This is a genomic window from Trueperaceae bacterium (assembly GCA_036381035.1).
In the GTDB taxonomy this organism is placed as follows: Bacteria; Deinococcota; Deinococci; order Deinococcales; family Trueperaceae; genus DASRWD01.
The window spans coordinates 37238-64048 of record DASVDQ010000099.1 but is presented as its reverse complement, the minus strand read 5'-3'; the positions used below and the strand labels follow the sequence as shown (position 1 = coordinate 64048).

Genomic DNA, 26811 nt, shown 5'->3' with positions numbered 1-26811 from the left:
CTATACCAGTCCGGTACCAGGCGCCAGGCCGGCGAACGCCAGGAGGGCGTTCACGGCTCGTTCAGGGAGCATCTCCTCCGGCGGAGAGACGCGCGGGAACGGCCGGCCGCGCCACACCTCGACGAGGGCGTCGGCCAAGGCCGGCGCGTCGCCCGGCGGGACGAGCAGCCCGCTCTCGCCGTGCCTCACCAGCTCGTCGATGCTGGCGCCGTCGGTGCCGACGACCGGCACGCCCAGCGCCAGGCTCTCGATGACCGTGTTCGGCAGGTTGTCCATCAGCGACGGCAGCACGCTGGCGACGGCCCCGGCCACGACGCCGTAGAGGCGCCGCCTCGCGAGCGGGCCCAGCAGCGTGACCAGCTCGGCGCGCTCGCCCCACGCGGCGCGGTAGCGCTCGCGCGCCGCGTCGGCCAGCGGGCCGGCCCACACCATGCGCAGCCCCGGCTCGCGCTCCCAGGCCAGGGGCAGCGCGTCCGCGACCACGTCGGTGCCCTTGCGGCGCCCCAGGGAGCCGAAGTGCACGAGGTAGCGCCCCGGCAGGCCCGGCGGCGGCGGCTCCCCGCGGTCGGCGACGTCGACGGGCAGAGGCGGCCAGACGAGACCCACGTCGAGCCCGTAGCGGTCGGCGAAGTGGCGCTGCAGCAGCCTGCTGGGAGCGTAGGAGGCGTCGGCGCGGCGCTGGGCCAGCACGTCGAGGCGCTCGGTGAGGCGCGCCAGAGGCGTCACGGGGCGTCCGGAGGCGGGCTCGTAGAGCAGCCGCGAGGTGCTGATGCGCACGAGGTGCCGCCGGCCCTCCCGCCGACGCACGAACAGGCCCGCCAACCGCAGGTTCGCCGACTGCACGAGGTCGAAGGGCGCGCGCTCGTGCTCCGCCTCGAGAGCCGCGGCCAGCCGCCGCGCGTTCGCGACGTAGGCGGGCAGGTAGCCGGAGGCGCGGTCGAGGCGCCGCAGCAGCCAGGCGAGCCCCCGCAGCGCGGAAGAGCGGCTGCGGGCCACCCGCACGACCGCGACGTCGCCGTCGCGCAGCCTCTCGTCGGCGTCGCTGGTGACGAACACCGTGCAGTCGTGGCCGTCCCGCGCGAGGAGGTGCGCGGTCTTGTGGACGTAGCTGCCCACGCCGCCCTCGCCGGTCAGCTCGGTCGGGTACTCCGGCGTGAGGAACGCCACCCGGTAGCGGGCGCGGGGCGCGGCGCCGCTCAAGCGGGCCGGGGCCCCAGGCGGCGCCGCACGCGCAGCGCGAGGCGCTCGAGCTCGTAGCGCCACGGCGGCGTGCAGCCGAGGGCCTCGTGCACCGCCGCCATCGCCTCGCGCCGGGCGCGCGGGTCGGCGATGCGGCTGGCCCGGTGGTAGCAGTTGCCGCAGAAGTACTCCCTGGCCCGCGCGGCGAAGGCGGTGTCCGGCAGCGCCGCCGAGGGCGACACCAGGTCCGTCATCAGCTCGACGACGTAGGCGGCGTCCTCGGCCCACGCCCTCACCTTCGCGGCCTTGCCGGCGCTGTCCTGGTGCATCCGGAACGTCGCCTTGACGTCGGGGACCTCGACGGTCCCGGCCGCGGCGGCGACGCGAACGTAGGCGGCCACGTCGTTGAACAGGGCGCGCGGCGTGTCGAAGCCGCCGACGCCGCGCAGCACCGCCGTGTCGAACATCGTGCTGCAGAGGTAGAACGAGGTGCGGTTCGCGAACCAGGCCTCGACGAGGCCGCGGACGTCGGTGCCGGGGGCCTGGTTCAGGCGCTGGTACACGACGCGGCCGTCCTCGCCGATCACGCGGGTGCCCGTCCGCACCAGGCCCGGCCGCCTCTCCCCCATGGCCGCGACACAGGTGGCGACGAAGTCGGCGTCGATCAGGTCGTCGTCGTGCAGCAGCACGAAGTGGTCGCCCGCGGCGAGCTCGAGGAGCGAGTTGAAGTTCGCCTGCGCGCCCAGGTTCCTCTCGTGCCTGTGGTACCTGACGCGGCCGGCGCCGACCTCGGCCACCACCTCGGCGGTGTCGTCCTCCGAGCAGTTGTCGGCCACGACGACCTCGACGCGCTCGTAGGTCTGCGCCAGCGCCGACGCCAGCGCCTCGCGGAGGTAGCCGCGCGCCCTGTTGTACGTCGGGATGCCGATCGTGACCAGCGGTGGGCTCACCAGGCTCGCTTCACCCCCTTGAGTCGGCGGGGCGCCAGGCGCCGCTCGCCTCGTCCCAGGTCTTCACGGGCCGGGCCGGCACGCCGGCCACGACGGTGCGGGGCGGGACGTCCCGCGTGACGACGCTGTTGGCGCCCACGACCGCCAGCTCGCCGATCGTCACGCCGGGCAGCACGACCACGTTCTGACCGAGCCAGGCGCCGCGTCCGATGCGGACCGGGGCCACCGGCGCGATGCCCTGGTACTTGTACGGGACCTCCCCGCTCGTGGTGGCGTGCGTGCCGTCGGCGACGAAGACGTTGGAGGCGAACATGACGTCGTCCTCGATGACGACCTCCCGGAACGCGACGACCTGCAGCGCGGCCGTGGCCGTCACGCGGTCGCCGATGCGGATCACGGGCTCGAAGCGCTGCTCGACGTGCTCCCCGAGCGGGTGGCGCATCCAGCCTCCCGGGTAGCGCACGTTCGCCTTCAGCTCGCTGCCGGGACCGAGCTTCACGTCGCGGCCGACGTGGATGCGGTCGGCGCCCACGACGCTGCGGGGCTGCCGCATCACGAACCCCGGCCCGACGCTGGCGAAGCGCGGCATGGTGCGGCGGTCCCACCAGCGCCGCACGCGGCGCCCGGGGGCGCCGAGCCGCCGGGCGATGGCCGAGCCGAAGCCGCGTCGCATCCGCCCATGGTAGGTCAGCGGCGTTCCCCTGTCCGCGACGGCCGCCCCGCTGGCGCGCGCGGCGCCGGCACGCACCGGCTGGTACGGCGGCACGCGACCCTTCGGGGCCCGAGGGGCGGAGGTGCCCCGCAGCGCACGGGGCACCTCCCGCCGGTGACCGCGACTCGCTACGGTCCGGGGAGCGTGTACGAGTAGTGCAGCACCGCCGCGAACTCTCCCGGGTCGCCGTCGGTCTCGGAGAAGTCGGCGACCTGGCGCCACCCGGTCTCCGGCGAGTCGTCCGCGTTCGAGACGATGAACATCACGTCGCTGTCGCCCTGCGTCCAGCCGCCCTTGTCGACCAGCTTCTGGAGCAGGGCCGAGAGGTCCGGCGTCTGCTGCGCCGGGCCCGCCTCGCCGTGGTCCGCCCAGTCGGGGACGTCCCAGTCGACAGTGGCGTCGGGCACGAGGGTGCGGCTGCTGAGGTTGTTGGGGAACGGCGGACCGGGGTCCCGCGAGGGGATCGGCGCCGGGTCCAGCGAGTCCTCGACGTTTATCTTCAGCGTGACCGGCTGGCCGTCGCTGGGGTCGTACGAGCCGGACGGGCCCGAGCCGTTCTCGCGCACGATGCTCGTGAACTGGATGTAGGCCTCCTGGACCGTGGCGCCCCGCGGTATCTCGAGGTCGCGGAAGGCGAAGCCCGAGACGACCTCGACGCCGTAGCGGAACAGGTACGAGAGGCCGATCTGCCGCAGTTCGTTGTAGGTGTTGCCCTCCACGTCGGCCGGGACGCCCGTCGCGCCGCTCGCGTCGGCCCGCCACTCGAAGCCGTCGTCTTGGGTTCCGGCGATCGCCACGGAGCCGGAGACCGGTGCCCCGGCGTTGGGGTCGCTGAAGACGGCGACGACGACGAAGGGGTCCTGGTCCGGCGTCACCGCGCAGGTGGTGTTGGCGTCGTCACAGGCGGCGTCGGCGTCGCCGGCCCAGCCAGCGAACTCCATGTCGGTGGCCGGGGTGGCGGTGAAGGTGTAGGCGGTCGAGGTCGAGGCCGTGACGGGACCGCACGCGCCCGTGGCGCCCGCGCCGGGCGCGAACGTGCAGGCGATGCCGAGCTCGGCCTGTTCGATCGTCCCGCCGCCGGTGCTGCCCGTGAAGTCCACGTTGAGCTGCACCTCGGCCGGCACCTGCGGCTCCGCGGTGAACGTCGCGGTCACCGTCTTGTCCGCGTCCATCGTGACCACGCACTGCGGGTCCGCGCCGGAGCAGGCGCCGCCCCAGCCGCCGAAGACGCTGTCGTCGCCGGGCGCGGCGACGAGGGTCACCTCCGTGCCCGCCTCGTGCTCGCTGGCGCCGGCCGCGTTCTCGCCGTCGGCAGCGTCGAACCTCACCGATCCCGTGCCGTCGCCGCCCACGTTCACCGTGAGCGTGTGCGTCTCGGCCGGTGGTATCGGCTCGCCACAGGCCGCCACGACGACCGCCAGCGCCGTGAAGATGGCTACCAATCGAAGTCTCTGCACGTCGTCTCCTTCTGGTACGCCGGACTACTGGCCTCGCGCCCGACCCGGCCGGGCACCGCTGCGATCGCCACTTCGCGCTGCCAACGGCATCCGCGGTCCCCCACGGAGCCGGGCAGGCGATCTCGTACGAGTAGTGCGAGGGTACTAGCAGGAAGATGAGAAACCGCTGGCCAGATGAGAGGCGCATGGCAGCCCCTCCGGCCGGTCGCGTGGCGGAGCGTGCTGCCGCCGTCACGCGGCTCACATCTTCCGCTGACACGATGCACGGCAGCGCGCGAACACGGTCGCGCGGGGGCCCGGCCGCCGCTGGCGCCGGCCCTAGGAGGAGGGCCGGTGGGAGAGCCTTCACCGTTGCGGACGGTCAGCGAGAGGACGCGCCGGTCGCTCGTCGGTGGGCGGCCCGGGCCGGGCGCCCTGGCGGCGCTCGCGGTAGCCCTCCTGCTCGCGTCTTGCGACACGCTGTTCCCACCGCCGCCCGAGCCCCCGCCTCCCCCGCCGCCACCGCCCGGCAGCCAGTGGCTGGCGCAGCATCTCGAAGCACAGGACGCGGTCTCGGCGCTCGTCGTCACGGTCGCCTACGACCCCGAGGAGGCGACGTTCCGGGGGCTCACCGTGGCCGACGCAGCCGCCATCGCGGCCGCTCGCGACGACGGTGCCGGAAGGGTGAGCGTCCACTGGTTCTCCTACGAGGCCGGGTCGGGCCACCTGCTCACGCTCCATTGGTCCTCGCCGCCCGACGCCGCGCCGCCCGCGGTGACCGGGTCCTCCGCCTACGGTCCCGACGGCTCCGACGTCCCCGGCGCGGTCGCGCTCGGCGGCTTCGCTGAGGACGGCTCCGACGAGCCCGTGGACCTGCACGACGGCCTACCGGAGCTGGAGCCCGACGCCGACGCCACCTCTGCCTGCCTCTCGTCCGACTACCCGGCCGAGCTGGCCTCCTACCCGCTCGGCGACATCGACGCCGGCGGCGACGTCGACCTACGCGACGTGGTGCTGATCCACACGGCCATCGCCGAGGAAGGCCTCGCCGGCGGCGACCCCCACGAGCTCTTCCACGCCGACCTCACCGGCGACTGCGTCTACGACGAGGCCGACGTGCGCCAGGCGTTCGTGAAGGCCGCCTTCCCCGACGCGGAGGCCGCGCCGGTGGCCAAACCCCCGCTCCTGGGCTACGCGCGGTTGCGCGCCGGCGCGCCGGTGCTCGTGGGCAACGCCGGCAACGCCCCGCTCTCGGGGCTCGCGTTCTTCGGCGTGAACCTCAACGGCAGCGGCTTCGTCGGCCAGGTGAGCTGGCCCATCGAGGGCCAGTCGGCGCTGTGGACGCTGACGACCGACCCGAACGACGCCCTCGGTACCCTCCGGGTCGTCGCCGGGGACGCCGAGACCCAGGTCCTCGTGGGCAACGTCGCGGTCCTCGTCGCCGGCCAGTCGAACGCCGTGGGCTGGGACAGGGACGTCCCCGCCGAGCTGCAGGACGGCGACGCCTTCCCGACCGTGCGCATGCTCGGGAACGACTACAGGTGGCGACCGGCCACCGAGCCGCTGGACGACCCGACGGGCCAGCTCGACGTGGTCAGCGAGGACGCCGACCCTGGCACCTCGGCGGGCACGTCCCTCGGCCGGCTCCTCGCGGTGGGGGACGAGGACGCCGGCGTGACGGGCACCGGTCGCGCCGCCTACCTGATACCCGCCGCCCTCGGCGGCAGCCGCATGACGCCGCGGCCCATCACGAACGTCGGCTGGTACCTCGGGCCCGCCGACCTCGCCGGCACCGACCGCGACACGCTCTACGGCAGCGCGATGTACCGGGCGCTGCTGTCGGCCGGCCTCCGCGACGACCCCGTCGGGGACCAGGAGCCGGAGGGCGGGCCGGTGAGCGCCGTGTTCTGGTACCAGGGCGAGTCGGACAACTCGACCCTCGACCTCCGGGAGGACTACGCGGGCTACACGGCGAGCGTGTTCGAGGCGATGCGGGCGACGCTCGCGGGCGCGACGGGCGCCGTGGACCCCGTGATCATCTACGCCCAGCTCGCGGCCTACGGCTGCTGCTTCGGCGCGGAGAGCCCGACCGACGCCTACGTCGAGCAGCTCAAGTCGCACGACATCGCCGAGCGCCAGCGGCGGCTCGAGGAGGGCGCCTTCCTCGGCACCCCCCACCTGCTCCCGAGCTCCGGCCTCGAGGGCGGGGTGCAGGGCGCGCACATGGTGGTGACGCACGACCTGCCGCGGTTCGACAGGATCCACCTCAGCGCCGAGGGGCAGCAGGTGCTCGCCAGACGCGTCGCCCTGGCCTACCAGGAGCACGTGCTGGGCTGGGACGTCGACGGCACCGGCCCGCGCCTCGTCTCGCTCACGCGCTCCGGGACCACGGTGACGCTGACGTTCGACCGGGAGGTGACGCCGCCCCAGGTGAGCGGACCGGCGGCCTACTCGGGCTACTTCACGGCCTGGGACGGCCCGCCCGACGGCGGCTCCGACTACTCCAGCTCGTACGGCAGCAGCAACGAGCTGGCCATCGCGAACGTGGAGCGCCACGCCTCCGACGCCCGCAAGGTCGTGATCACGCTGGCGTCGAACCCGGCCGGCGACGTCTACCTGCGCTACATGAGGCCGCACGAGCCGACGGCCACCTCGGAGTACCTCGAGGACGTGATCCGCGGCGCCGACTCCGGCCTGCCGCTGCCGAGCTTCGGTCCGCTGCGGGTGGGCTGAGGCCGGGCAGCCGCCGCGCGGGCCGGCGGCGCCGGTCATCGCCCGACACCGAGGGCGTCCGGGACGCTCCGCGTCCGCGAGGCGAGGGCGGCCGGGCCCGTTCCGGAAGGAGTACTCTGCCAGCCGAGCCACAGCGACGCCGGCAGACCGGCGCAGCGAGGGAGGCAGTCAGCATGTCGCCTACCGCCACCAGCCGCACCCACAAGCACGTGCTCACCCCGTGGAGCAAGCAGTCGGCGGTCAACACGCCGACGATCACGCGGGGCCAGGGCTCGTACCTCTACGACGAGGACGGCAAGCGCTACCTCGACCTCTCGGCGGGCCTCGTCGCCGTGAACCTCGGGCACGGCCACCCCGCCGTCGTCGACGCGATCAAGCGCCAGGCCGAGCGCCTCCTCTACGCCGCGCCCTCGCTGATGAACGACGTGCGCAGCGACTTCGCGGCGCTGCTCTCCGAGGTCTCGCCCTGGGACGAGGGCGCGCGCGTCTTCTTCACGGCCAACGGCGGCGAGGGCAACGAGGACGCGGTCAAGATGTCGCGCATGATCACCGGCCGGCACAAGGTGCTGGTGGCATACCGGTCGTTCCACGGCTCGGCGCCGGGCGCCGGCAGCCTCACCGGCGAGGACAGGCGCTGGCCGAACGAGCCGGGCATGCCGGGCGTGGTGCGCTTCTTCGCGCCCTACCCGTTCAACTCGCCGTTCTTCACCGACGACCCGGCCGAGGAGACGCGGCGCGCGCTGCAGCACCTCGAGGACGTGATCACGTTCGAGGGCGCCAAGAACATCGCCGCCCTCGTGATCGAGCCCGTGGTCGGTTCGAACGGCGTGGTCGTCTACCCCGAGGGCTACCTCAAGGGCCTGCGCGACATCACCGCCCGCCACGGCATCGTGCTGGTGTTCGACGAGGTCATGACGGGCTTCGGCCGCACCGGCGAGACGTTCGCGGCGCAGCGCTTCGAGGTCACGCCCGACATGATCGTCTTCGCCAAGGGCGTCGCCTCGGCGTACGTGCCTCTCGGCGGCGTGCTCGTGCGCGAGTCGCTGGCCGAGCACTTCGACGACAACGTGCTGATGTGCGGCCACACCTACTCTGGCCACCCGCTGGCGATGGCCGCCGGCCTCGCGACCGTGACGGCGATGCGCCAGGAGGGCCTGTTCCGGCGCGCACGGGAGCTCGAGCCCGTGATCCGCGACGGCCTCGAGACGCTCAAGGAGCGCCACCCCGTGGTCGGCGACGTGCGCGGGGTCGGCGCGTTCTTCGGCATCGAGCTCGTCAAGGACCGCGCCACGCGCGAGCCGCTCGTGCCGTGGTACGGCGGGGACAACGCTCCCATCGGCAAGCTCACGGCGGCGCTGCGCGAGCGCGGCGTCTACGCCTTCGGACGCTACAACGTGCTCATCGTCTCGCCGCCCCTCACGATCTCGCGCGAGGACCTGTCCTTCGGGTTCGAGGGGCTCGACGCGGCGCTGAAGGTGCTGGCCTAGCCGACCGCTTCACGGGGGCGCGGGTCCACCTCCCCGCGCGCGTCGCGGGGACGACGTCACCCCCGCCCTGGCGCGGCCCCCGGCGCCCGCAGCGCCGCGCGGGACAGGGCGAACAGGGCCAGCGAGAGCACGGTGAGCACGAGGGCCAGCGCCACGGACTCCTCGACGCCGCTCTCCAGCGCCGCGTAGGTGGCGAGGGGCAGGGTGCGGGTGCGGCCGATGAGGCTGCCGGCGAACACCAGGGTGGCCCCGAACTCGGCCAGCGCGCGCGACCACGCCAGGACCAGCCCCTCTGTCGCGGCGGGGAGGGCCACGGGCAGCGTCACGCTCCAGAAGGCGAGCCAGCGACCCGCTCCGTCGGTCAGCGCCGCCGCCTCGACCTCGCGCGGCACGGCGGCGAGCCCGACCTTGAGCGTACGCACGTAGTACGGGGTGGCGACGAAGACCTGCGCCATCACCACCGCGGCGGTCGTGAACGCGACGCCCAGCCCCGCCGCCTCCAGCGCCGCCCCGACGGGTCCGCGCCTGCCGAACACCAGCAGCAGGCCGAGACCGGCGATCACGGGCGGCAGCACCAGAGGCAGGTCGACCACGGCGTCGAGGAGCCTGCGCCCGCGGAAGTCGTGGCGCGCCAGCAGGTAGGCGAGCGGCGTCCCGAGCGCGACCACCAGGGCCATGGCCAGCGAGCTGGTGGCCACGCTGAGGCGCAGCGCGTCGAGGACGGCGGGCGATACCAGCGCGGCGCGGGGCGCGCCCAAGGCGCGCACGGCGATCGCCAGCGTCGGGAGCGAGAGGTAGGCGGCGAGGAGCACCCCCGCCGCCAGCACCTCGACGCGCGGTCGACCGCGGCTCACGGGCGCACGCTACCGCGCCGGCGAGAAGCCGTAGCCGCGCAGGACGGCCGCTCCCTCCTCTGACATGAGCAGCGCCACGAACCTCTCGGCCGCCCGGTCGCCCGCCCGGTCCGTCACCACGTAGGTCGGCGTCACGGACGCGTCGATGGCCGCCGTCTCGAGTCCCGGGAACGAGGCGGCGTCGGTCGCGTAGACGATGCCGGCGTCGGCGCCGCCCACCGCCACCTTCGCGGCGACGAGCCGCACGTTCTGCTCCTCGGAGGCGACGTTCGCTTGGACCCTGGCCAGCCAACCCTCGCCGCCTGGCATCCCGGCAGCCACCTCGGCGAGCGCCTCGCGCGCGTACCGGCCCGCCGGCACCTCGGGCCCGGCCAGGACCAGCCTCACGCCGGGGCGGCCGAGGTCCTCGACGGCGCGCAAGCCCGAACCCGGCGCGAGAGCGACGACCAGGCGGCTCGTGGCGAAGACGCGCCCGAGACCGTAGCCGTCGACGGCGGAAGCGACGCGCTCGACCTGCGCCGCGTCGGCGGAGGCGAACACGCCTGCCTCGGCGCCCTCGACGATCTGGAGCGCGAGGGTCGAGGAGCCCGCGAGCTGCAGCCTCACGTCCACGCCGGGCTCCCGCTCCTCGAACCTCGCGGCCAGCTTGGTGAACGCCTCCTCGAGGCTCGAGGCGGCGAAGACCGTCAGCTCCCGCCGGCCCGCGCCGTCCCGGCGCGGCGAGAGCAGCAGCGCCGCCGCGAGCACGGGCACCGCGACGGCGAGTACCGACAGGAGGCGCCTCACGCTCCCAAACTAGTCCCCTACGCACGCGCGTGCGGAGCGGCCGGCCGTGGCCGGCTCGGTCCAGCCGCGGCGCCACGAGCGGCGCGGCCCGCTCCGTCGACGGGAGGAGCGGAACGATGGACACCGTCTTCGCCTTCGAGAAGCCGCTGTGGGAGATCGTCCTGCGTGGCACGGTGGCCTACTTGGCCATCGTCGTCGTGCTGCGCGTGATCCCCAAGCGGCACCTCGGCAACATCTCGCCGAACGACTTCATCGCCCTCGTGATCATCGGCGGCCTGACGACCGACGCGATCGGCGGCGGCTCGAGCTCGATGCTCGACTACCTGCTGATGGCCGTGGTGGTCATCATGTGGAGCTACCTGATCGACCTGTGGGAGTTCAGGTTCCCGAGCTGGCGACGCCTGACGCGCGACACCCCGACCCTCGTCGTCCACATGGGCAAGCCGCTGCGGGCGAACATGCGCCGCGAGCGTCTCACCGCGGAAGAGCTGGCCGCCAGCCTGCGCGCGCAGGGCATCGACGACGTCTCGACGGTGAAGCAGGCGATCCTCGAGGTGGACGGCCAGCTCAGCGTCATCCAGTTCGAGAGCGGGGACGGCCCGGAGCCGGGGGCGGGTCCGGACAGGTAGGTGGCGCCGGAGCGCGAGGCGGTCGTCCGGAGCGGTCGAGGCGGGGGCCGGCACCCGTCACGTGCGCCGGCCCCCCGTCCGTGCGGGCGGCCTACTGCAGCCAGCCCTCCACGACGTCGCGGTTGTCGGCGATCCAGGCGCGCGCCGCCTCGAGCGGCTCCATGCCCTGCTGCGTGATCATCAGCATGACCTCGCCCATCTGCTCGCCGGTCCAGTGGAAGTTGTCGAGGAAGGCGAGCACGTCCTCCGGGGCATCGTTCTCGGCCCACTCGCTGTTGACGATGGTGTGGATCTCCTCGGCCTCGCCGAAGACGCCCTCCGGGTCCTCGAGGTACTTGAGGTCGTAGGCGGCCCACATCCAGTGCGGACGCCAGCTCGTGACGATGATCGGCTCCTCACGGCTGTAGGCGCGGTCGAGCGCGGCGGTCATGGCGGCGTCGGACCCGTCGAGGAGCACGAAGTTCGAGAGGCCGTAGACGTCGAGGGCCCTGTCGCTGGCGGCCATGAGGCCCGCGCCCGGGTCGATGCCGACGATCTCGCCGCCGAACGTGTCGGCGTGGTCGTTGAGCTCCGTGATGCTGTCGATCTCCACGTAGGTGGGGACCGCCCAACCGATGTCGGCGCCCTCGAGGTTCGCCCCGAGGTCGGTGAGGCTGTCCTGCGTCTGCTCCCAGTAGGCGGCGTGCGTGGCGGGCAGCCAGGCGGCGACGATCGCGTCGAAGTCGCCCTGGGCGAGGCCAGTCCACATGGGGCCGGCGTCGACCGAGGTCAGCTCGACGTCGTACCCGAGCTCGTCCATCAGCACGGCGGCGACCACGTGGGTAGAGGCGATCTCGGAGTCCCACAGCACGTAGCCGAGGTCGATGGTCGTGTCCTGAGCCAAGGCGGTACCGCATAGCATCAAGGCCGCCAAGGCGGCGCACCACTTGCGCATCTGTTACCTCCCGATGAATTCGAGGCTTTGGTGGCGACGGAACGACGAACCGTTCCGCGAGCGTACGCACGCACGCTGACTTCCACAAGCCGCAACCGGCTAGTCCCGAACCTAACACGCTCGCTCCGAGGCTGCCAACCCTCGGTGCCGCGGCAGTGCTGCTGCGCGCACTGCGCCGCCCCGCTGTCCCGCGTGGGCGGCGGACGCTCCCCTGCCGCGGCGGGTCAGCGGCGGCCGACCGGGGTCAGCGCCGGCCGCCGGCCGGGCGGCAGGGGCGGCTCTCAGGCGTCGCGGGCGCGGCGCCGTCCCACCGAGGCGGTGACGCGGTCTAGGACGATCGCCATGATGACCACGGCCAAGCCGGCCTCGAACCCCTGGCCCACGTTCAGCCGCTGGATGCCCCGCAGCACCTCGGCCCCCAGGCCGCGCGCGCCGATCATCCCGGCGATGACGACCATCGAGAGGTTGAGCATTATCGACTGGTTGACGCCGGCCATGATGCTGGGCCGCGCCACCGGCATCTCGACCTTGACGAGGCGCTGCCAGCTCGTGGACCCGAAGGCGTCGGCGGCCTCGATGAGGTCCGCGGGCACCTGCCTGATGCCGAGGCTCACGAGGCGCACCAGCGGCGGGATCGCGAACACGAAGGTGGCCACGACGCCCGGCACGACGCCGATCCCGAAGAACATCACGGCAGGGATCAGGTAGACGAAGGCTGGCATCGTCTGCATGAAGTCGAGGACGGGCTTGAGCACGCCGTCCACGGCGTCGCTGCGGGCCGCCAGGATCCCCAGAGGGACGCCCACGGCGAGGATCAGCACCTGCGCGGCGAGCACCAGCGCCAGCGTCTCCAGGAACGGACGCCAGAGACCTACGTTGGCCACCACGAAGAGCCCGGCGACCGCGAACAGACCGACGCGCCAGCCGGCCAGCAGAGCCGCGAGCCCGGCGAAGAACGCGATCGCGACGGGCACCGGGGCCCACTGGAGCGCCGCCAGCAGGCCGCCGATGAGGGCGTCGACGCCGTCGGCGAAGCCGTCGAAGAGCGGGCCCAGGGCGTCGCGCAGGAAGTCGACGGCGGCCGACACCCAGTCGCGTATGGGCACGCGGAAGTCAGGCACCGCGGGCCTCCGTCCTCGGCTCGGTCGGCGCCTGGGCCGGCGGCGGCGCGCCGGCTGCCCGGTCCCTCTCGGCCCCCGAGGGTCGCGCCAGCGCCGCCAGGATCGCGCCCTTGACGACCACGCCGCGCAGGCGCCCGTCCTCGTCGACGACCGCTATGGGGAACGAGCCCTCCGAGGCGAGCGGCATGACGTCGCTGAGGGGGGTGTCCGTGGACACGGTGGGCGCGTCCTCCATGAGGTCGCCGTGGATGCGCTCCTGGGTCACGCCGCCCTCGCGCAGCGCCGCGACGATGCGCTCCGAGGTCAGGTAGCCGAGCACCCTTCGCTCGCCGTCGACGACGAGCACGCCGGAGAGGCCGGAGCGGCGCATCTTGTTGAGGGCCGTCTGCGGTCCGTCGCGGAGGCGCACCACCTCGCGCACCGGCTGCATGATCGACCCGGCGGTGAGGACGCCGCTGCGGTCGACGCCCTCCACGAACGCGGCCACGTAGTCGTCCGCCGGCGCGGTGATGACCTCCTCCGGCGTCCCCACCTGGACCACGCGCGCGTCCTTCATGATCGCGACGCGGTCGCCGAGGCGCAGGGCCTCGTCGAGGTCGTGAGTGACGAAGACGATCGTCTTCCTCATGCGCGCCTGCAGGTCTATGAGCTCGTCCTGCATCTCGCGCCTGATCAGCGGGTCGAGGGCGCTGAAGGCCTCGTCCATCAGCAGGACGTCGGCGTCCACGGCGAGCGCGCGGGCCAGGCCCACGCGCTGCTGCATGCCGCCCGAGAGCTGGTGAGGGTAGCTGCCCTCCCAGCCGGCGAGGCCCACGAGCTCTATCGCCCGCTCGGCGCGCGCCCGCCGCTCGGTCCTCGGCACGCCCTGGACCTCGAGGCCGTAGGCGACGTTGTCGAGCACGGTGCGATGCGGCAGGATCGCGAACTGCTGGAAGACCATGCCGCTGAACCTCTCGCGCCGGAACTCCAGGAGCTCCCGCCGGGACAGCCGCGTGATGTCGACGCCGTCGACGACGACGCTGCCGCGGGTGGGCTCGTGCAGCCGGTTGAGGAGCCTGAGCAGCGTCGACTTGCCGCTGCCAGAGAGGCCCATGAGCACGAAGGTCTCCCCCGCCTCGATGTCCAGGTTCACGTCGGCGACGCCGACGGCGTGGCCGAGGCGCGTCTGCACCTCGGCCTTGGTCGCGCCCCGCTCGAGCGCCGCGATGGCGCGGGCGGGTTCGGGGCCGAAGACCTTGTAGAGGCCCCGCACCGCGATCTTGGTCGTCTCTCGGCTTTGGCCGTCGGGGGGAGCTGGGGCGTCTCGTCGCTGTGCGGTCGTCATGTCGTCTCCGTAGCGGTCGGGGTCAAGGGACAGTGAGCGGCTCTTCTAGGCGCGCCGCGCACGAGCCCCGTGAGCGGCCTGCCTGTGCGCGGACCCCGTCACCCTACAACACGGAGGGAGACGGGCCGGCCGGCGCGGAGCAGTATGGTCACAGCACACGAACCGGAAGGGGGGTGCCGCCCGGGTGCCGCTCCTGGAACGCGAGGGCCTGCTTGACGAGCTGGGCACGCGGCTGCGCGCCGCCGTGGGCGGCCGCGGTTCGCTGGTGCTCCTCGGCGCGGAGGCCGGGGCCGGCAAGACGGCGGTCGTCACCGAGTTCGGGCACCGTCACGGCCAGCGCGCGCACGTGCTGTTCGGCGGCTGCGACCCGCTCACGACCCCGCGCCCCCTGAGCCCCCTCGTCGACATCGCGGTCGACCCCCGCTCTCACCTCTCCGCCACGTTCGCCGCCTCGGCCGAGCCCTACGAGCTGTTCACGGCCATCCAGCGCCGGATGGCCGACTCCGACGTCCCTCTCGTCCTCGTGATCGAAGACGTCCACTGGGCCGACGAGGGCACGCTCGACTTCCTGCGGTTCATCGGACGCCGCATCGCGGGGCTCCCCTCCTTGGTCGTGGCCACCTACCGCGACGACGAGGTGGGCCCCCGGCACCCGGCGCGGCCGGTCATAGGCGAGCTGACCGCGCGGCCCTCCGTGCGCCTGCTGTCGGTGCCGCCGCTCAGCCTCGAGGCCGTGACGGAGCTGGCGGGCGGCGACGCCGCCCGGGCGGCGCGGGTCCACCGCGCCACCGACGGCAACGCCTTCTACGTCACCGAGGTGCTCGCCTCCGGCGAGGAGGTGCCACGGACCGTGAGAGAGGCCGTGCTGGCGCGCGCGGCGCGGCTCGGAGACAGCGCCAGGCGCGTCGTCGAGGTCGTCGCCACCGCGCCGCGCTCGCTGGAGCTGACGGTCGCGCTCGAGGTGGCGCAGGCCGAGCCGTCGGCGGCCGACGAGGCGGTGGCCGCAGGCGTCCTGCTCGCCGAGCGCGGCCACCTGAGGTTCAGGCACGAGCTGGCCCGCGGCGCTATCGAGGCCGTCACGCCCCTCGGTCGCCAGTTCGCGTGGCACCGGGCGATGGTCGACCTGCTGCAGCGGAGCCAGCCGGACGACCTGGCCCGGCTCGCCCACCATGCCGCCAGGGCGCACGCCTGGGACCTCTTCGTCCGCTTCGCGCCGCTGGCGGCGCGCCAGGCGGCCGAGCGCGGCGCCCACCGCGAGGCGGCGCAGTTCCTCAGGCTGGCGCTCGAGCGCGAGCAGCACCTCGACCGGCCCACCGCGGCGGCGCTGTGGGCGGAGCTGGCGTACGAGCTGCACGTGCTCGACCTCCACGCCGAGGCCCTCACGGCCAGCGAGAGGGCGGTGGGGCTGAGGCGAGAGCTCGGCGACCCCGAGGAGCTCGCGCTCGCCTTGGGCCAGCTCGGCCACGCGCGCTTCCGCGCCGGCCTCGACGACCAGGTGGCCGGGCCCATCGGCGAGTGCCTGAAGCTGCTCCGGGACCTCCCCGACAGCCTCGCCAAGGCCCGCGCCTACGACCAGGCCGCCATGGTCTCGATGCTCCAGCGCCACTACCGACCCGCCGTCGCCGCGGCGGAAGCGGCGCTGGAGATGGCGCGGCGCCTGGGCGACGCGCGCCTCGAGGGCCGGACGATGATCATGCTCGGCACCACCGAGATCGTGATGGGCGACGCACGGCGCGCCGTGGGACTGCTGCGCGAGGCCCACGGCATCGGCGAGCGCGTGGGCGCTCCCGACGTCTCCCGGCTGGCCACCTGGATGCTGGGCTCGGGCGCCGGCGAGGCGAGGCTCTACGACGAGGCCGAGGAGGCGCTGGCCGCGATGGTCGCGTCCGCCTCAGACACCGACGACGACTCGGCGCTGGCCTACGGCGTGGCCTGGCGGGCCCGCGTGGCGTTCGAGCGCGGCGCGTACGACGAGGCCGTGCGGCTCGCCGACCGCGTGCCGCCGCGCCCCGGCCACGGCATCATCGGGCCGATCACCGCGCTGGGCGCCAAGGGGAGGACCATGGTGCGCCGCGGCGAGGCCGGGGCCGAAGAGGTGCTGCGGCAGGCGCTGGCCGTCAGCCCGAGGGCCGCCATGCAGTACCTGTGGTCCCCCTACTGCGGCCTGGCCGAGCTCGCCTGGCTCGAGGGCCGCGAGGCGGAGATCCCGGAGCTGCTCGCTCCCGTGATGCCGCAGGTCACCGACGCCGACAGCCCGTGGGCGCGCGGCGAGGTGTCGCTGTGGTCGTGGCAGGCCGGCGCCATGGCGGAGCCGCTGCCGGGCTCGGCCGAGCCGTTCGCCGCCCTCGTGCGCGGCGACTGGCGCCGCTCGGCCCGGCTGTGGGGCGAGATCGGCTGCCCCTACGAGCGCGCGTTCGCCCTGGCGCACGGCGACGAGGACGCGATGCGCGAGGCGCTGGTCGAGTTCAGGCGCCTCGGCGCCGCTCCCGCCGCCGCTCGGCTCGCGGCGCGCATGCGGCAGCTCGGCCTCTCCCATCTGCCGCGCGGACCGCGCCGCGTCACCAGGCGGAACCCCGCCCAGCTCACGCCGCGCCAGGTCGAGGTCCTCGAGCTCATGGTCGCCGGGCTGACGAACGCCGAGATCGCCCAGCGTCTCGACATCACCGAGAAGACCGCCGAGCACCACGTGTCGGCCGTGCTGGCCAAGCTCGGCGCCCCGAACCGGGCGCGGGCCGTCGCCACCGCCGTCGGCCTCGGGCTGGTGCCGGGGGGCGAGGACCTCCCGCCGGCCTCAAGCTAGGGGGTTCCCCCGATGCCGCGCGGCCCCGCGCCGCCGCAGGATCGGGCCGACCGTAGAGGTCGGAAGGGAGCCCATGATGCCCACTTTCATCATCGAGCGGACGCTGCCGGGTGCCGGCGAGCTGAGCCAGGAGCAGCTGCGGGAGATCGCCCGCACGTCGAACCGGGTCGTGGCAGACCTCGGCGTGCCGTACCGCTGGCTGCATAGCTACGTGGCGGGGGACAAGATCTACTGCGTGCACGAGACCGCGGACCCCGACATCGTCCGCGAGCACGCCCGCCGCGGCGGCTTCCCCTGCGACTCAGTGACCGTGATCGCGGAGGTCATCGGCCCGGAGACCGCGAACGGCTGAGGCGACCCCGGCCGGCGGCGGCCGCACGGCGCCGAGCCGCTGACGCGTGCCCGCGGACGGCCGCCGCCGCGCCGGGGTCCAGTGAGACCCGTTGCCTCGACGGCGAGGCGCCAGCCGATCTTCGCTCGGTCGGCGGGCGCCTCCTCTCCGCCTCTGCGACGCTCAGCCGCTCAGCGGTCGAGCCAGGTCGTGCGCAGGCCGAGGTAGCTGGTGTTCGGGAAGTGCTCGAAGCCCTTCACGTCGCTGCGCAGCGCCTCGAACTGCGAGGAGTGGAACAGGAACACGTGCGGGACGAGCTCGAGGATCCGCTCCTGCGCCTGCCGGTAGACCTCGCGCCTCGCCTCCTGGTCGGCGACCCTGCGGCCCTCCTCGAGCAGCGCGTCGAGCTCGGCGTCGCTGAAGTTGCCGAGGTTCCCGCCGTTGTCCGTGTAGAAGACGTTGAAGAGGAAGTCGTCCGGGTCGCTCTGGCCCGACTCGCCGAGGATCGTGGCCGCGAAGTCCCCCTCCAGCGCCTTCGGCAGGTAGATCGACCAGTCCTCGGCGACGATGTTCGCCGTGATGCCGATGTCCGCCAGGTTCGCCTGGATCACCTCGGCGGGGGTGCGCAGGAAGTCGTACGTGCTCGTGACGTAGAGGTCGAACTCGAAGCCGTCCGGGTAGGCCGACTCGGCCAGGGCGGCGCGCGCCGCCTCGAGGTCGCGGCCGACGTAGGGGCTGTCGCTGATGCCGTAGTAGTTCGAGGCCGGGATCGTCGTGCCGGTCGCCGGGACGCCGCCGGTGCCGAAGAGCGCCAGGTCGACGATCGCCTGCTCGTCGATCGCGTAGGCGATCGCGCGGCGCACGTTCACGTCGTCGAACGGGGGACGCTCGACGTTGAAGTAGATGCTGCGGAAGTTCGCCGAGAGGCCGCCGACGACCTCGACGTTGGGGTCGGCCTGCAGGACCTCCACGTCGGCCGAGGGCACGTACTCGATGAAGTCGGCGTTGCCGGTCTGGATGGCCGTGGTGCGCGCGGTGGGGTCCGGGTAGAACTGGAAGACGATGCCGTCGAGGTACGGGAGCTGGTTGCCGCTCTCGTCCGCGCCCCAGTAGTCGGGGTTCCGCTCCAGCACCAGCCTCGTCTGCGGCACGTACTCCACGAACCTGAAGGGCCCCGTGCCCACGACCACGTTCTGCAGGTCGCCGTTGGCCTTCACCACGTCCTCGGAGACGATCACGTTGAGGCTGGCGGCCAGCTTCGAGAGCAGCGGGCTGAACGGCTCGGAGAGCGTCATGACCACGGTGCTGTCGTCGGGGGCCTGGATGTCGGCGACGACGGCGAAGTCGTCGGCGCGCGGCGAGGCGACGGCAGGGTCCTTGATCCTGTTGATCGAGAACACGACGTCCGACGCCTGCAGCGGGTCGCCGTCGTGGAACGTCACGCCCTGGCGCAGGTGGAACGTCCAGGTGAGCCCGTCGTCCGACACCTCCCACGACTCGGCGAGGCCTGGGACGATCTGCAGGGACGAGTCGAACATCACCAGCGTGTCGTAGACGTTCTCGAGCATGTTCCGCGTGGAGGTGGCGTTCGTGATGTGGGGGTCGAGGCCCACGGGGTCCGTCTGCATGCCGGCGATCAGCGTTCCGCCGTACTTCGGTTGCTGGGCGAGCGCCAGTCCGGCGGTCGCGACGAGTAACAGGGCCATCAGGCGGCGAGCCATGCGGGACCTCCTCCGAGTGTCAGCTACCGGCCGACGATACTCCAGCCGCGCGCCCGCGTCCGCGACGGCCGGCCGCGCGGTCGCGCTAGCCGCCGTCAGCCGCGCGTCCTCGTCCGCGGGTCGAGGGCGTCGCGCAGCGCGTCGCCGAAGAGGTTGAAGCCGAGCACGACGACCATGATGGCCAGACCGGGCGCCACCGTCGCCCACGGCGAGAGCGAGAGGAACCGCCGCCCCTCGGCGACCATCAGGCCCCAGCTCGCCGCCGGCGGCTGCGTGCCGAGGCCGAGGAACGAGAGCGAGGCCTCGGCCAGGATGCCGTAGGCGAGGCGCAGCGTGACCTCGACGATCAGCGGCGCCGCGGCCGCCGGCAGGACCGTGCCCAGCATCACGCGCCAGTCGCGGCTGCCCAGGGAGCGGCTGGCCTCGACGAACAGCTCCTCGCGCACCGTCAGCACGGCGCCGCGCGCCACGCGCGCGAAGGGCCCCACGTAGACGAGGCCTATCGCCAGCACCAGGTTCACGAACCCGGGGCCGAGGAACGCCAGCAGCGCGATCGCGAGGAGGATCGCCGGGAACGAGAGCAGGACGTCGGTGACGCGCATGATGAGCCCGTCGACCCAGCCGCGGTAGTAGGCGGCCAGGACGCCGAGCGTGCCGCCGACGACGAGCGCGAAGAGCGTGGAGGCCGCCGCCACGGAGAGCGAGCTGCGTCCGCCGTAGACGATGCGGGACAGCGTGTCGCGCCCGTACTGGTCCGTGCCGAGCAGGTGCTCGCGCGTCGGCCCCAGGAGGCGCGCCGGCGGGTCGAGCGCGACCGGGTCGTACGGCGCCACCCAGGGCGCGAACACCGCGGCCAGCGCGGCCACGGCGACGATCGCCGCGCCCAGGCCGCCAGTCCCGGCCAGCGCGACGCGGTAGGGCCGGCGGCGCCGCGACGAGGTCGCTTCGGGTCGCTCGCCGAGCGTGGCGGCGCTCTCAGTCATAGCGGACCCGCGGGTCGATGAGCGCGTAGAGGACGTCCACGAGCAGGTTCACGACCACGAACGACGCGGCGATCAGCAGCACGGCGCCCTGCACGACGGGGTAGTCGCGCAGGTTGATGCCCTCGAGCGCGAAGCGCCCCACTCCGGGCAGGCTGAACACCTGTTCGATGATCACGGCCCCGCCGAGGAGCTGCCCGAACTGCAGCCCCACGACGGTGACGACGGGTATGAGGGCCGTGCGCAGCGCGTGCCGCAGCACGACGGCCCGCTCCGCGAGGCCCTTGGCGCGGGCGGTGCGGACGAAGTCGAGGCCGAGCACCTCTAGCAGCGTCGAGCGCACGATGCGCGCCGTGGCGGCCGCGAGGATCAGCCCCAGCGACAGGGCGGGCATGATCATGTGCCGCAGGTTCGCCAGCGGCCCCTCGGCGAGGGGGACGTAGCCGGCGGGCGGCAGCCAGCCGAGGCGCAGGGAGAACAGCAGGATCAGCAGGATGCCGAGGAAGAACCCGGGGATGCTGAGGCCCAGGAGCGCGAACACCGAGCCGAGGTGGTCGGCCCAGCGCCCGCGGTTCAGCGCGGCCAGCACCCCCACCGGCAGGGCGATGGCCAGGGCGACGACGAGGCTGAGGACCGTCAGCTCGAGCGTCACGGGGAAGCGCAGCGCCAGGTCGAGGGCCACGGGCCTACCCGTGCGCAGCGAGCTGCCGAGGTCGCCGCGGACCGCGGCGCCGGCCCACTGGCCGAACTGCACGTGCACGGGCAGGTCGAGGCCGAACATCCGCCGCAGCTCGGCCAGGCGCTCCTGGGAGACGTTGCCCTGGAGCCCGACGAGGTTCGTGACGACGTCGCCGGGCACCGAGCGCATGAGGGCGAAGACGATGAGCGCGACGCCGAAGAGCGTGGGTAGGGCCAGCAGGCAGCGCCGGCCGACGTAGCCGAGCATGAGTGGCGCCAATCGTATCAGCGGGGCCGGGAGTGCCCCATCGGTGCCCGTCGACGAGGCCGAGGCTGCGCGGCACCCGGCCCGTTGACGGGGAGCTAGCCGAGCAGACCGGCGTCCGTCGCGGCGCGCGCCCCACCGGCTGGCGCGCCGGCGCGCGCGGGCGTAACCTGCCGGGGTGCCGGTACGCGACGAGCTCATCGAGCGCGTGATCCGCCAGCTCGCGGCGGCGTTCCTGCGGCTCACCTCCCGCTCCGCGGACCTCGAGGTCGGCGACGTCGAGGCCGAAGAGCTGCGCGCCGAGCTCGACGACGTCTACCGCCGCTTCCTCGGCACCAGCGCCGAGCTCGTCTCCCGCCTCTCCACCGACGACCTCCTGGCCGTGATCGGCTCCGCCGGCTACGTCGACGGCGAGCGCGCCTACCTACTCTCGGCCCTGCTCGAGACCGAGGCTGAGCTCGAGCACGCCCTCGGCGCCGGGGCGGACGACCCACTCGTGGTCTCGCTGCGGTCGCGCGCCCTCGACATGGCGCTCGAGGCCGGCATCGAGGAGCTCGGCGAGCCCGACCTGCCGGACCGCGTCGAGCGCCTCCTCGCCCTCGCGCCCGCGGGCTCGTTGAGCCCCGCGACGCGGGAGCGCCTCGTCTGGTTCTGGCTCGCGCTGCGCCGTTACGCCCACGCCGAGGACGCGCTCTTCGACTGGCTCGACGAGGTCGAGGAGCGGGGCGGCGACGCCGCCGACGTGGGGCGCGTCGCCGGCCGGCTCTACGCCGACCTGGAGCTGAGGGACGACGCCGAGCTGGCCGCCGGGGGGCTGCCGCGCGCGGAGCTGGGCGAGGGACGGGCGGACGTCGAGGCGCGTCTCGGGGCGCTGCGGGGCGCCTGACCCCCCGGGGCTCAGCCCGGCTCGGCCGCGGCCGGGGTCCGCCTCCCGCGCGCCGCCCTGCGCCCCCCGGCCACCGGCAGGTAGAGGAGCGTGGAGACGACGGCCAGGCCGGCGGTGAGCAGGAAGGCGGGCCGGTACGCCGCCGCCCCGTAGCCGCCGACCGCGGCACCGCCCTCGACGATCGCGCCCATCAGCCACTGCAGCGCCATCGCGCCGGCGATGCCGAAGAAGTTCACGGCCGTGATGGCGCGCCCGAGCGCCCCGGGCGCGGCCAGCTCCCTGACGTGCCCCAGCAGCACGGCGAAGAACGAGCCCGAGTAGCCCAGCGCCAGGTACGCGGCGCCCAGCGCCGCCTGCGACAGCCCCGGCGGGGCCGCCGCCAGCACCAGGTTCGCGGCGGCCGCCAGCACGCCGGCGAGGAGCACGGTCGCGTACCGGCCTAAGGTGTCGGCCAGCCAGCCGGTGACGGCGTTGCCCGCGACGACGCCTATGCCCAGCGCCACCAGCAGGTTGCCGACGGCCACGGGCGGGAGGCCGTAGACGTCGGCGAGGTAGGGCCCGGCCCACAGGCCCTGCACGGCCAGCACGGCGCCGACGAGCCCCAGGTTCACGAACGAGATGCGCCAGAAGCGGTGGTCGCGCAGGACGCCGACGAGGCCGGCGGACGCCGCCTTCGCCGCTCCAGGAGCGATCTCGCCGCCGTCGGCGACGCGCTCTGGCCCGGTCGCCTCGAGGCCCGCTCGTAGGGACGCACCGGCCCCCGAGCCCGCCGGCCGCCCGGCGGCGCGCTCTCCCGGCCCGGCAGCCGGCGGGGCGTCCCTGGTCAGCAGGGCGATCGCGGCCGCGGCCGCCAGCACGACGGCGCCGCCCCAAGCGAACACGGCGCGCCAGCCGAACGCGCCGGCGAGCAGCGCCAGCGGCGTGCCCGCCATCAGCGCCCCGGCCGAGCCGATCGCCACGAACAGGCCCGAGACCGTCGCGAAGGCTCCGGGCGGGAACCACGCCGCGAACGCCTTGACCGCGCCCATCAGCACGCCGGCGAACCCGACGCCAAGGAGCGCGCGGCCGACCGCCAGGGGCAGGAAGCCGTCGGCGAGCCCGAAGGTCGCCGAGCCGGCGGCGCCCGCGAGGAGCATGACCGGCACGACGCGGCGGCTCCCCCACCTGTCGAGCGCTCCGCCGAGCGGGAGCTGCACGGCGGCGAAGGCCAGGAAGAAGAGGCTCGTCATCAGGCCGAGCTGCTCGGCGTCGAGGCCCACGTCGTCCCGCAGGTCGCCGGCGATGACGGCGTTCGCCGACCGGTAGAAGTACGACAGCACGTACGCCGCCACCCACACGAGGAACAGCTGGAGCCGGCCGTCGCGGAGCACCAGGCGACTCTAACCGCGGCGGCGACCCCGCGGCGGTGCCGGAGGGGCGCGACGGACCCTCCCCGAGCGCCAGCGCCCGGGTCTGCGGCGGCGCCGGCCCCGCGACGGCCCGCGGAAGCGGGCGGCCCCCTTACACTCGGGGGCATGGCAGTCAAGACGCTCCCCTCACGCCACGAGGTCGATGCCGCCTACACCTGGGACCTCTCCGTGCTCTACGCCAGCGAGGAGGCCTACCGCGCCGACCTGGAGCGCGTCGCCGGCGAGGTCGAGGCCCTGGCCGGCTACCGCGGACGCCTCGGCGAGTCGGCCGCCACGCTCGCCTCGTTCCTCGAGCTGTTCTTCGGCTACCTGGAGACGATGCAGCGGCTCCGCAACTACGCGACGCTGCCGGTCAGCGTCGACCAGCACGACCAGGAGGCCCGTCGCAAGGCCGGCGAGTTCGCCGCCGTGGCGGCTCGGGCGAGCCAGCGCCTGGCCTTCGTGCGCCCCGAGCTGCTGGGGCTCGGCGCCGCGAAGGTAGAGGAGTTCATGCGCGAGGAGCCGGGCCTCGCCTACCTCAGGCGGTACTTCGAGCGGCTCGAGGTGATGCGGCCGCACGTCCGCTCGGCCGAGGTCGAGGAGCTGCTGTCGGGTCTGTCGGAGCCGTTCGGCGCCGTGGGGCGCGCCTACAACAGCCTCGCCAACGGCGACATACGCTTCGAGCCCGCGCGGGTGAACGGCGAGGAGTACGTCGTCGAGCGCAGCACCTACCCGGCCCTCAAGGGCTCGCGCGACCGCGCCGTGCGCGAGGCCGCGTACCTCTCCTACAAGGACGGCTTCCTCTCCTTCGCCGACACGCTCGCCGAGCTCTACGTCGGCCGCGTCAAGCAGGCCGTGTACACGGCGCGGGCGCGCGGCTACGCGGACACCGTGGCCCAGGAGCTCGAGCCGTACGAGGTGCCCCGCAGCGTCCTCGACGCCGTCGTCGACACGTTCGAGGCGAAGCTGCCGGTGTGGCACCGCTACTGGGCGGCGCGCCGCAGGCTGCTGGGCGTCGAGCGCCTCGAGGAGTGGGACGTCTTCGCTCCCCTGTCGCGCCGGCCCATGGAGATCAGCTACCCCCAGGCCGTGGAGATGGTACTCGAGGGCCTGGCGCCGCTCGGCGCCGACTACGTGGAGCCGCTGCGCCGCGGCCTGCTGGAGCAGCGCTGGGTCGACGTCTACCCGAACCGCGGCAAGCGCGACGGTGCCTTCTGCTCGCACGCCTACGGCTGCACGCCCCAGGTGATGATGAGCTTCGTCGGGGACCTGGGTTCGCTGTCGACCCTGGCGCACGAGCTCGGCCACGCGATGCACGACGTCCTCATGGACTCGGCCCAGCCGCTGCCGTACACGGACGTGTCGATGGTCGCGGCCGAGACGGCCTCGAACTTCAACCAGGCGCTGGTGCGCCGCCACCTCCTGGCCCGCTTCACCGAGCCGGACGAGCGCCTCGACGTGCTCGACGAGGCGTTCGGGAACTTCCACCGCTACTTCTTCGTCATGCCCACGCTCGTGCGCTTCGAGCTGACCGTCCACGAGGCGGCGGCACGCGGCGAGGGGCTCACGGCCGACAAGCTCGTGGGCCTGATGCGCGACCTGTTCCAGGAGGGCTACGGCGAGCACATCCGCGCCGACGAGCGCGTGGGGATCACCTGGGCGGAGTTCGGGCACCTGTACATACCGTTCTATACGTTCCAGTACGCGGCGGGGATCTCGGCCGCCGCGGCGCTCGCCGAGGACGTCTACGGGGGCGAGCCGGGCGCGGTCGACCGCTACCTGGGCTTCCTGCGCGCCGGCAGCTCGCTGCCGGCCATCGACGCGCTGCGCGCCGCTGGCGTCGACCTCACGACCCCGGAGCCCATCGAGCGCGCCTTCGCCGTCCTCGAGGGGCACGTGGCTGAGCTCGAGCGCCTCGCCGGCGCATGACCCCGCCGGGCCGGGGGACGTCACCGGCGCTGCGCGAGGCCGGGCGAGCCCTCGGCAACGCCGCGGCGCGGGTGCGCGACGCCCTCGTCGCCGCGCTGCCCGGTCCGCGCCCGCGCTGGGCGGTGCTCGAGCTCACCGGGCGCTACCCGGAGCGCAGGCCCCCGCGCCGGCTACTCTCCCTCGAGGCCCTCGCCTCCGGCCGGCGCGAGACCTCGCTCGCCGAGCTGGCCGAGACCGTGGACGCGCTGTGCCGCTCCCCGTCGCTGGAGGGCGTCGTGCTGCGCGTTCACGAGCTGAGCGTCGACCTCGCCGCGGCCTACGCCCTGCGGCGCCTCGTCGCGCGCCTACGCGGCGCCGGCAAGCGCACCGTCGCCGTCGCCCCGGCCCTCGACATGGCCGGCTACCTCGTGGTCTCGGCGGCCCACGAGGTCGTCGTGCCCGAGAGCGCCGAGCTGTGGGTGCACGGCAGCGCCCTGGGGGCGACGTTCGTGGCCGACGCGCTGGGGCGCGCCGGCATCAGGTTCGAGAAGCTCGCGATCCGCGAGTACAAGAACGCCGGCGACGAGCTCGCGCTCCCGGCGATGAGCGAGGCGCAGCGCCGCCAGTACGAGGCCGTCCTGGACGGCGTCGAGCGCTACTACCTCGGGGCCGTCGGGGCGGGGCGCGGCCGGCCCCCGGACGAGGTGAGGCGCTGGATCGAGGAGGGCGTGACCAGCGCCGGGCGCGCGCTCGAGCTGGGCATGGTCGACCGCGTGGCCTACGAGGACGAGGTCGTCGGCGCCGGGTACGTGCCCGCGGAGCGGGCGGCGGCCCTCGCGCCGAGCCGGCCGCGCCCGCCTGGCGGACGGGTCGCGGTCGTCTCGCTGGAGGGCACCATCGTCACGGGCCGCTCGCGCCGCTCGCCCGTTCCCCTGCCGATCTTCGGCGGGACCATGGCCGGCAGCGAGACCCTGGTACGGGCACTGCGCGCCGCCGCCAGGGACCCGCACACCGAGGCCGTGGTGCTCCACGTCGACTCCGGCGGCGGCTCGGCGCTGGCGAGCGACCTGATCTGGCGCGAGGTGAGGCGCATCGCCGAGCGCATGCCGCTGGTCGCTGTCATGGGCCGGCTCGCCGCCAGCGGCGGCTACTACGTCCTCGCCGCGGCCACCAGGGTCGTCGCCTCCCCCGCGACCCTGACCGGGTCCATCGGGGTCGTCGCCGGCAAGCTCGTGCTCGAGGAGTTCAACGAGCGCCATGGCCTGAACCCCGAGGTGCTGAGGCGCGGGCGCTTCGCGACCCTCATGCGCACGTCGCGAGGCTGGGACGACGACGAGCGCGGGCTGATGGAGCGCTACATCGCCGAGGTCTACGACAGGTTCGTGAGCCGCGTCGCGGCGGGCCGGCGCCTGAGCAGGGAGCGGGTCGACGAGATCGGTCGCGGGCGCATCTGGACGGGCCTCGACGCGCTGGAGGTCGGCCTCGTCGACGAGCTCGGAGACGTGAGGCACGCGATCGCCCTGGCCAAGGAGCTGGCGGGCCTGCACGAGGACGCCGACGTGTGGGACGTCCACGCGCCCGCCCGGCTGGTCCTGCCGGCCGGCGAGGGGCCGGAGGAGGCGCTCGCGTCCGTGGCCCCCCTGCTCGCCGAGCGCGCGCTGCTGGTGCCAGACGTGTCGCTGCGGCTCCGCTAGGACGACCGCGGGCGG

21 protein-coding genes are annotated in these 26811 nt (G+C 74.0%); 8 read left to right on the top strand and 13 right to left on the bottom strand.

Annotated elements, in window-relative coordinates:
- From VF202_11540 to VF202_11525, 4 genes are all read right to left on the bottom strand, one after another.
- Positions 1 to 1200, bottom strand: a complete 1200-nt coding sequence (locus tag VF202_11540; protein ID HEX7040743.1) for a glycosyltransferase family 4 protein — start codon at positions 1198 to 1200, stop codon at positions 1 to 3.
- The gene (locus tag VF202_11535) at positions 1197 to 2129 is read right to left on the bottom strand and encodes a glycosyltransferase (protein HEX7040742.1); all 933 of its coding nucleotides are present in this window, start codon (positions 2127 to 2129) and stop codon (positions 1197 to 1199) included. The genes VF202_11540 and VF202_11535 overlap by 4 nt, the downstream gene beginning before the upstream one ends.
- Before the next feature lie 10 nt (positions 2130 to 2139).
- A complete protein-coding gene (locus VF202_11530) occupies positions 2140 to 2802 on the bottom strand; it encodes an acyltransferase (protein ID HEX7040741.1) in 663 nt (220 codons plus the stop codon).
- 167 nt (positions 2803 to 2969) lie between these two features.
- On the bottom strand, positions 2970 to 4298 hold the full coding sequence (locus VF202_11525) for a hypothetical protein (protein HEX7040740.1): 1329 nt from the start codon (positions 4296 to 4298) through the stop codon (positions 2970 to 2972).
- Between the two features lie 351 nt (positions 4299 to 4649).
- Here VF202_11525 and VF202_11520 point away from each other — a divergent pair, with 351 nt between their 5' ends.
- Positions 4650 to 7010: a sialate O-acetylesterase gene (locus VF202_11520; GenBank protein HEX7040739.1), complete on the top strand. Its 2361-nt coding sequence runs from the start codon at positions 4650 to 4652 to the stop codon at positions 7008 to 7010.
- Positions 7007 to 8497, top strand: a complete 1491-nt coding sequence (locus VF202_11515; protein HEX7040738.1) for an aminotransferase class III-fold pyridoxal phosphate-dependent enzyme — start codon at positions 7007 to 7009, stop codon at positions 8495 to 8497. Before VF202_11520 ends, VF202_11515 begins: the two co-directional genes overlap by 4 nt.
- A gap of 56 nt (positions 8498 to 8553) precedes the next feature.
- Here the strand turns inward: VF202_11515 and VF202_11510 are convergent, their stop codons facing one another.
- Positions 8554 to 9351, bottom strand: coding sequence for an ABC transporter permease (locus tag VF202_11510; GenBank protein HEX7040737.1), 798 nt, complete (start codon positions 9349 to 9351; stop codon positions 8554 to 8556).
- A gap of 9 nt (positions 9352 to 9360) precedes the next feature.
- A complete protein-coding gene (modA, locus tag VF202_11505) occupies positions 9361 to 10137 on the bottom strand; it encodes a molybdate ABC transporter substrate-binding protein (GenBank protein HEX7040736.1) in 777 nt (258 codons plus the stop codon).
- Between the two features lie 116 nt (positions 10138 to 10253).
- Here modA and VF202_11500 point away from each other — a divergent pair, with 116 nt between their 5' ends.
- The gene (locus VF202_11500; protein HEX7040735.1) at positions 10254 to 10766 is read left to right on the top strand and encodes a YetF domain-containing protein; all 513 of its coding nucleotides are present in this window, start codon (positions 10254 to 10256) and stop codon (positions 10764 to 10766) included.
- Positions 10767 to 10857: 91 nt separating this feature from the next.
- Here the strand turns inward: VF202_11500 and VF202_11495 are convergent, their stop codons facing one another.
- From VF202_11495 to VF202_11485, 3 genes are all read right to left on the bottom strand, one after another.
- Positions 10858 to 11649 (bottom strand): glycine betaine ABC transporter substrate-binding protein, encoded by a 792-nt coding sequence (locus VF202_11495; protein HEX7040734.1) that lies wholly within the window; start codon positions 11647 to 11649, stop codon positions 10858 to 10860.
- Between the two features lie 332 nt (positions 11650 to 11981).
- On the bottom strand, positions 11982 to 12821 hold the full coding sequence (locus VF202_11490) for a proline/glycine betaine ABC transporter permease (protein HEX7040733.1): 840 nt from the start codon (positions 12819 to 12821) through the stop codon (positions 11982 to 11984).
- On the bottom strand, positions 12814 to 14145 hold the full coding sequence (locus tag VF202_11485) for a glycine betaine/L-proline ABC transporter ATP-binding protein (protein ID HEX7040732.1): 1332 nt from the start codon (positions 14143 to 14145) through the stop codon (positions 12814 to 12816). Before VF202_11485 ends, VF202_11490 begins: the two co-directional genes overlap by 8 nt.
- 184 nt (positions 14146 to 14329) lie before the next feature.
- Here VF202_11485 and VF202_11480 point away from each other — a divergent pair, with 184 nt between their 5' ends.
- Positions 14330 to 16945, top strand: coding sequence for an AAA family ATPase (locus tag VF202_11480; GenBank protein HEX7040731.1), 2616 nt, complete (start codon positions 14330 to 14332; stop codon positions 16943 to 16945).
- 73 nt (positions 16946 to 17018) lie between these two features.
- Entirely contained in the window at positions 17019 to 17297 is a 279-nt protein-coding gene (locus tag VF202_11475) for a DUF4242 domain-containing protein (GenBank protein ID HEX7040730.1), read from the top strand.
- A 170-nt stretch (positions 17298 to 17467) separates the two neighbouring features.
- On the opposite strand, the gene VF202_11470 is transcribed toward VF202_11475, so the two are convergent.
- From VF202_11470 to VF202_11460, 3 genes are all read right to left on the bottom strand, one after another.
- Positions 17468 to 18997 carry an ABC transporter substrate-binding protein gene (locus VF202_11470; GenBank protein HEX7040729.1) on the bottom strand — a complete coding sequence of 510 codons (1530 nt, stop codon included), beginning with the start codon at positions 18995 to 18997 and terminating at the stop codon, positions 17468 to 17470.
- 95 nt (positions 18998 to 19092) lie between these two features.
- Positions 19093 to 19980, bottom strand: coding sequence for an ABC transporter permease (locus tag VF202_11465; protein HEX7040728.1), 888 nt, complete (start codon positions 19978 to 19980; stop codon positions 19093 to 19095).
- Complete coding sequence (locus VF202_11460; GenBank protein ID HEX7040727.1) at positions 19973 to 20923, bottom strand: ABC transporter permease; 951 nt, start codon at positions 20921 to 20923, stop codon at positions 19973 to 19975. The genes VF202_11465 and VF202_11460 overlap by 8 nt, the downstream gene beginning before the upstream one ends.
- A 175-nt stretch (positions 20924 to 21098) precedes the next feature.
- Here VF202_11460 and VF202_11455 point away from each other — a divergent pair, with 175 nt between their 5' ends.
- A complete protein-coding gene (locus tag VF202_11455) occupies positions 21099 to 21806 on the top strand; it encodes a DUF6483 family protein (protein HEX7040726.1) in 708 nt (235 codons plus the stop codon).
- Between the two features lie 11 nt (positions 21807 to 21817).
- Here the strand turns inward: VF202_11455 and VF202_11450 are convergent, their stop codons facing one another.
- The gene (locus VF202_11450; protein HEX7040725.1) at positions 21818 to 23176 is read right to left on the bottom strand and encodes an MFS transporter; all 1359 of its coding nucleotides are present in this window, start codon (positions 23174 to 23176) and stop codon (positions 21818 to 21820) included.
- A 144-nt stretch (positions 23177 to 23320) separates the two neighbouring features.
- Here VF202_11450 and pepF point away from each other — a divergent pair, with 144 nt between their 5' ends.
- Together pepF and sppA are read left to right on the top strand one after the other, a co-directional pair.
- Positions 23321 to 25123, top strand: a complete 1803-nt coding sequence (pepF, locus tag VF202_11445) for an oligoendopeptidase F (protein ID HEX7040724.1) — start codon at positions 23321 to 23323, stop codon at positions 25121 to 25123.
- The gene (sppA, locus tag VF202_11440) at positions 25120 to 26796 is read left to right on the top strand and encodes a signal peptide peptidase SppA (protein HEX7040723.1); all 1677 of its coding nucleotides are present in this window, start codon (positions 25120 to 25122) and stop codon (positions 26794 to 26796) included. Before pepF ends, sppA begins: the two co-directional genes overlap by 4 nt.
- The last annotated feature ends 15 nt before the right edge of the window (positions 26797 to 26811 follow it).

What these genes read in the sequence shown, in the direction of transcription:
- VF202_11500 (HEX7040735.1), top strand. Translation starts at nt 10,254, where the DNA reads ATGGACACCGTCTTCGCCTTCGAGAAGCCGCTGTGGGAGATCGTCCTG.
- VF202_11485 (HEX7040732.1), bottom strand. Translation starts at nt 14,145, where the DNA reads ATGACGACCGCACAGCGACGAGACGCCCCAGCTCCCCCCGACGGCCAA.
- VF202_11475 (HEX7040730.1), top strand. Translation starts at nt 17,019, where the DNA reads ATGATGCCCACTTTCATCATCGAGCGGACGCTGCCGGGTGCCGGCGAG.
- VF202_11460 (HEX7040727.1), bottom strand. Translation starts at nt 20,923, where the DNA reads ATGCTCGGCTACGTCGGCCGGCGCTGCCTGCTGGCCCTACCCACGCTC.
- sppA (HEX7040723.1), top strand. Translation starts at nt 25,120, where the DNA reads ATGACCCCGCCGGGCCGGGGGACGTCACCGGCGCTGCGCGAGGCCGGG.
- VF202_11530 (HEX7040741.1), bottom strand. Translation starts at nt 2,802, where the DNA reads ATGCGACGCGGCTTCGGCTCGGCCATCGCCCGGCGGCTCGGCGCCCCC.
- VF202_11470 (HEX7040729.1), bottom strand. Translation starts at nt 18,997, where the DNA reads ATGGCTCGCCGCCTGATGGCCCTGTTACTCGTCGCGACCGCCGGACTG.
- VF202_11465 (HEX7040728.1), bottom strand. Translation starts at nt 19,980, where the DNA reads ATGACTGAGAGCGCCGCCACGCTCGGCGAGCGACCCGAAGCGACCTCG.
- pepF (HEX7040724.1), top strand. Translation starts at nt 23,321, where the DNA reads ATGGCAGTCAAGACGCTCCCCTCACGCCACGAGGTCGATGCCGCCTAC.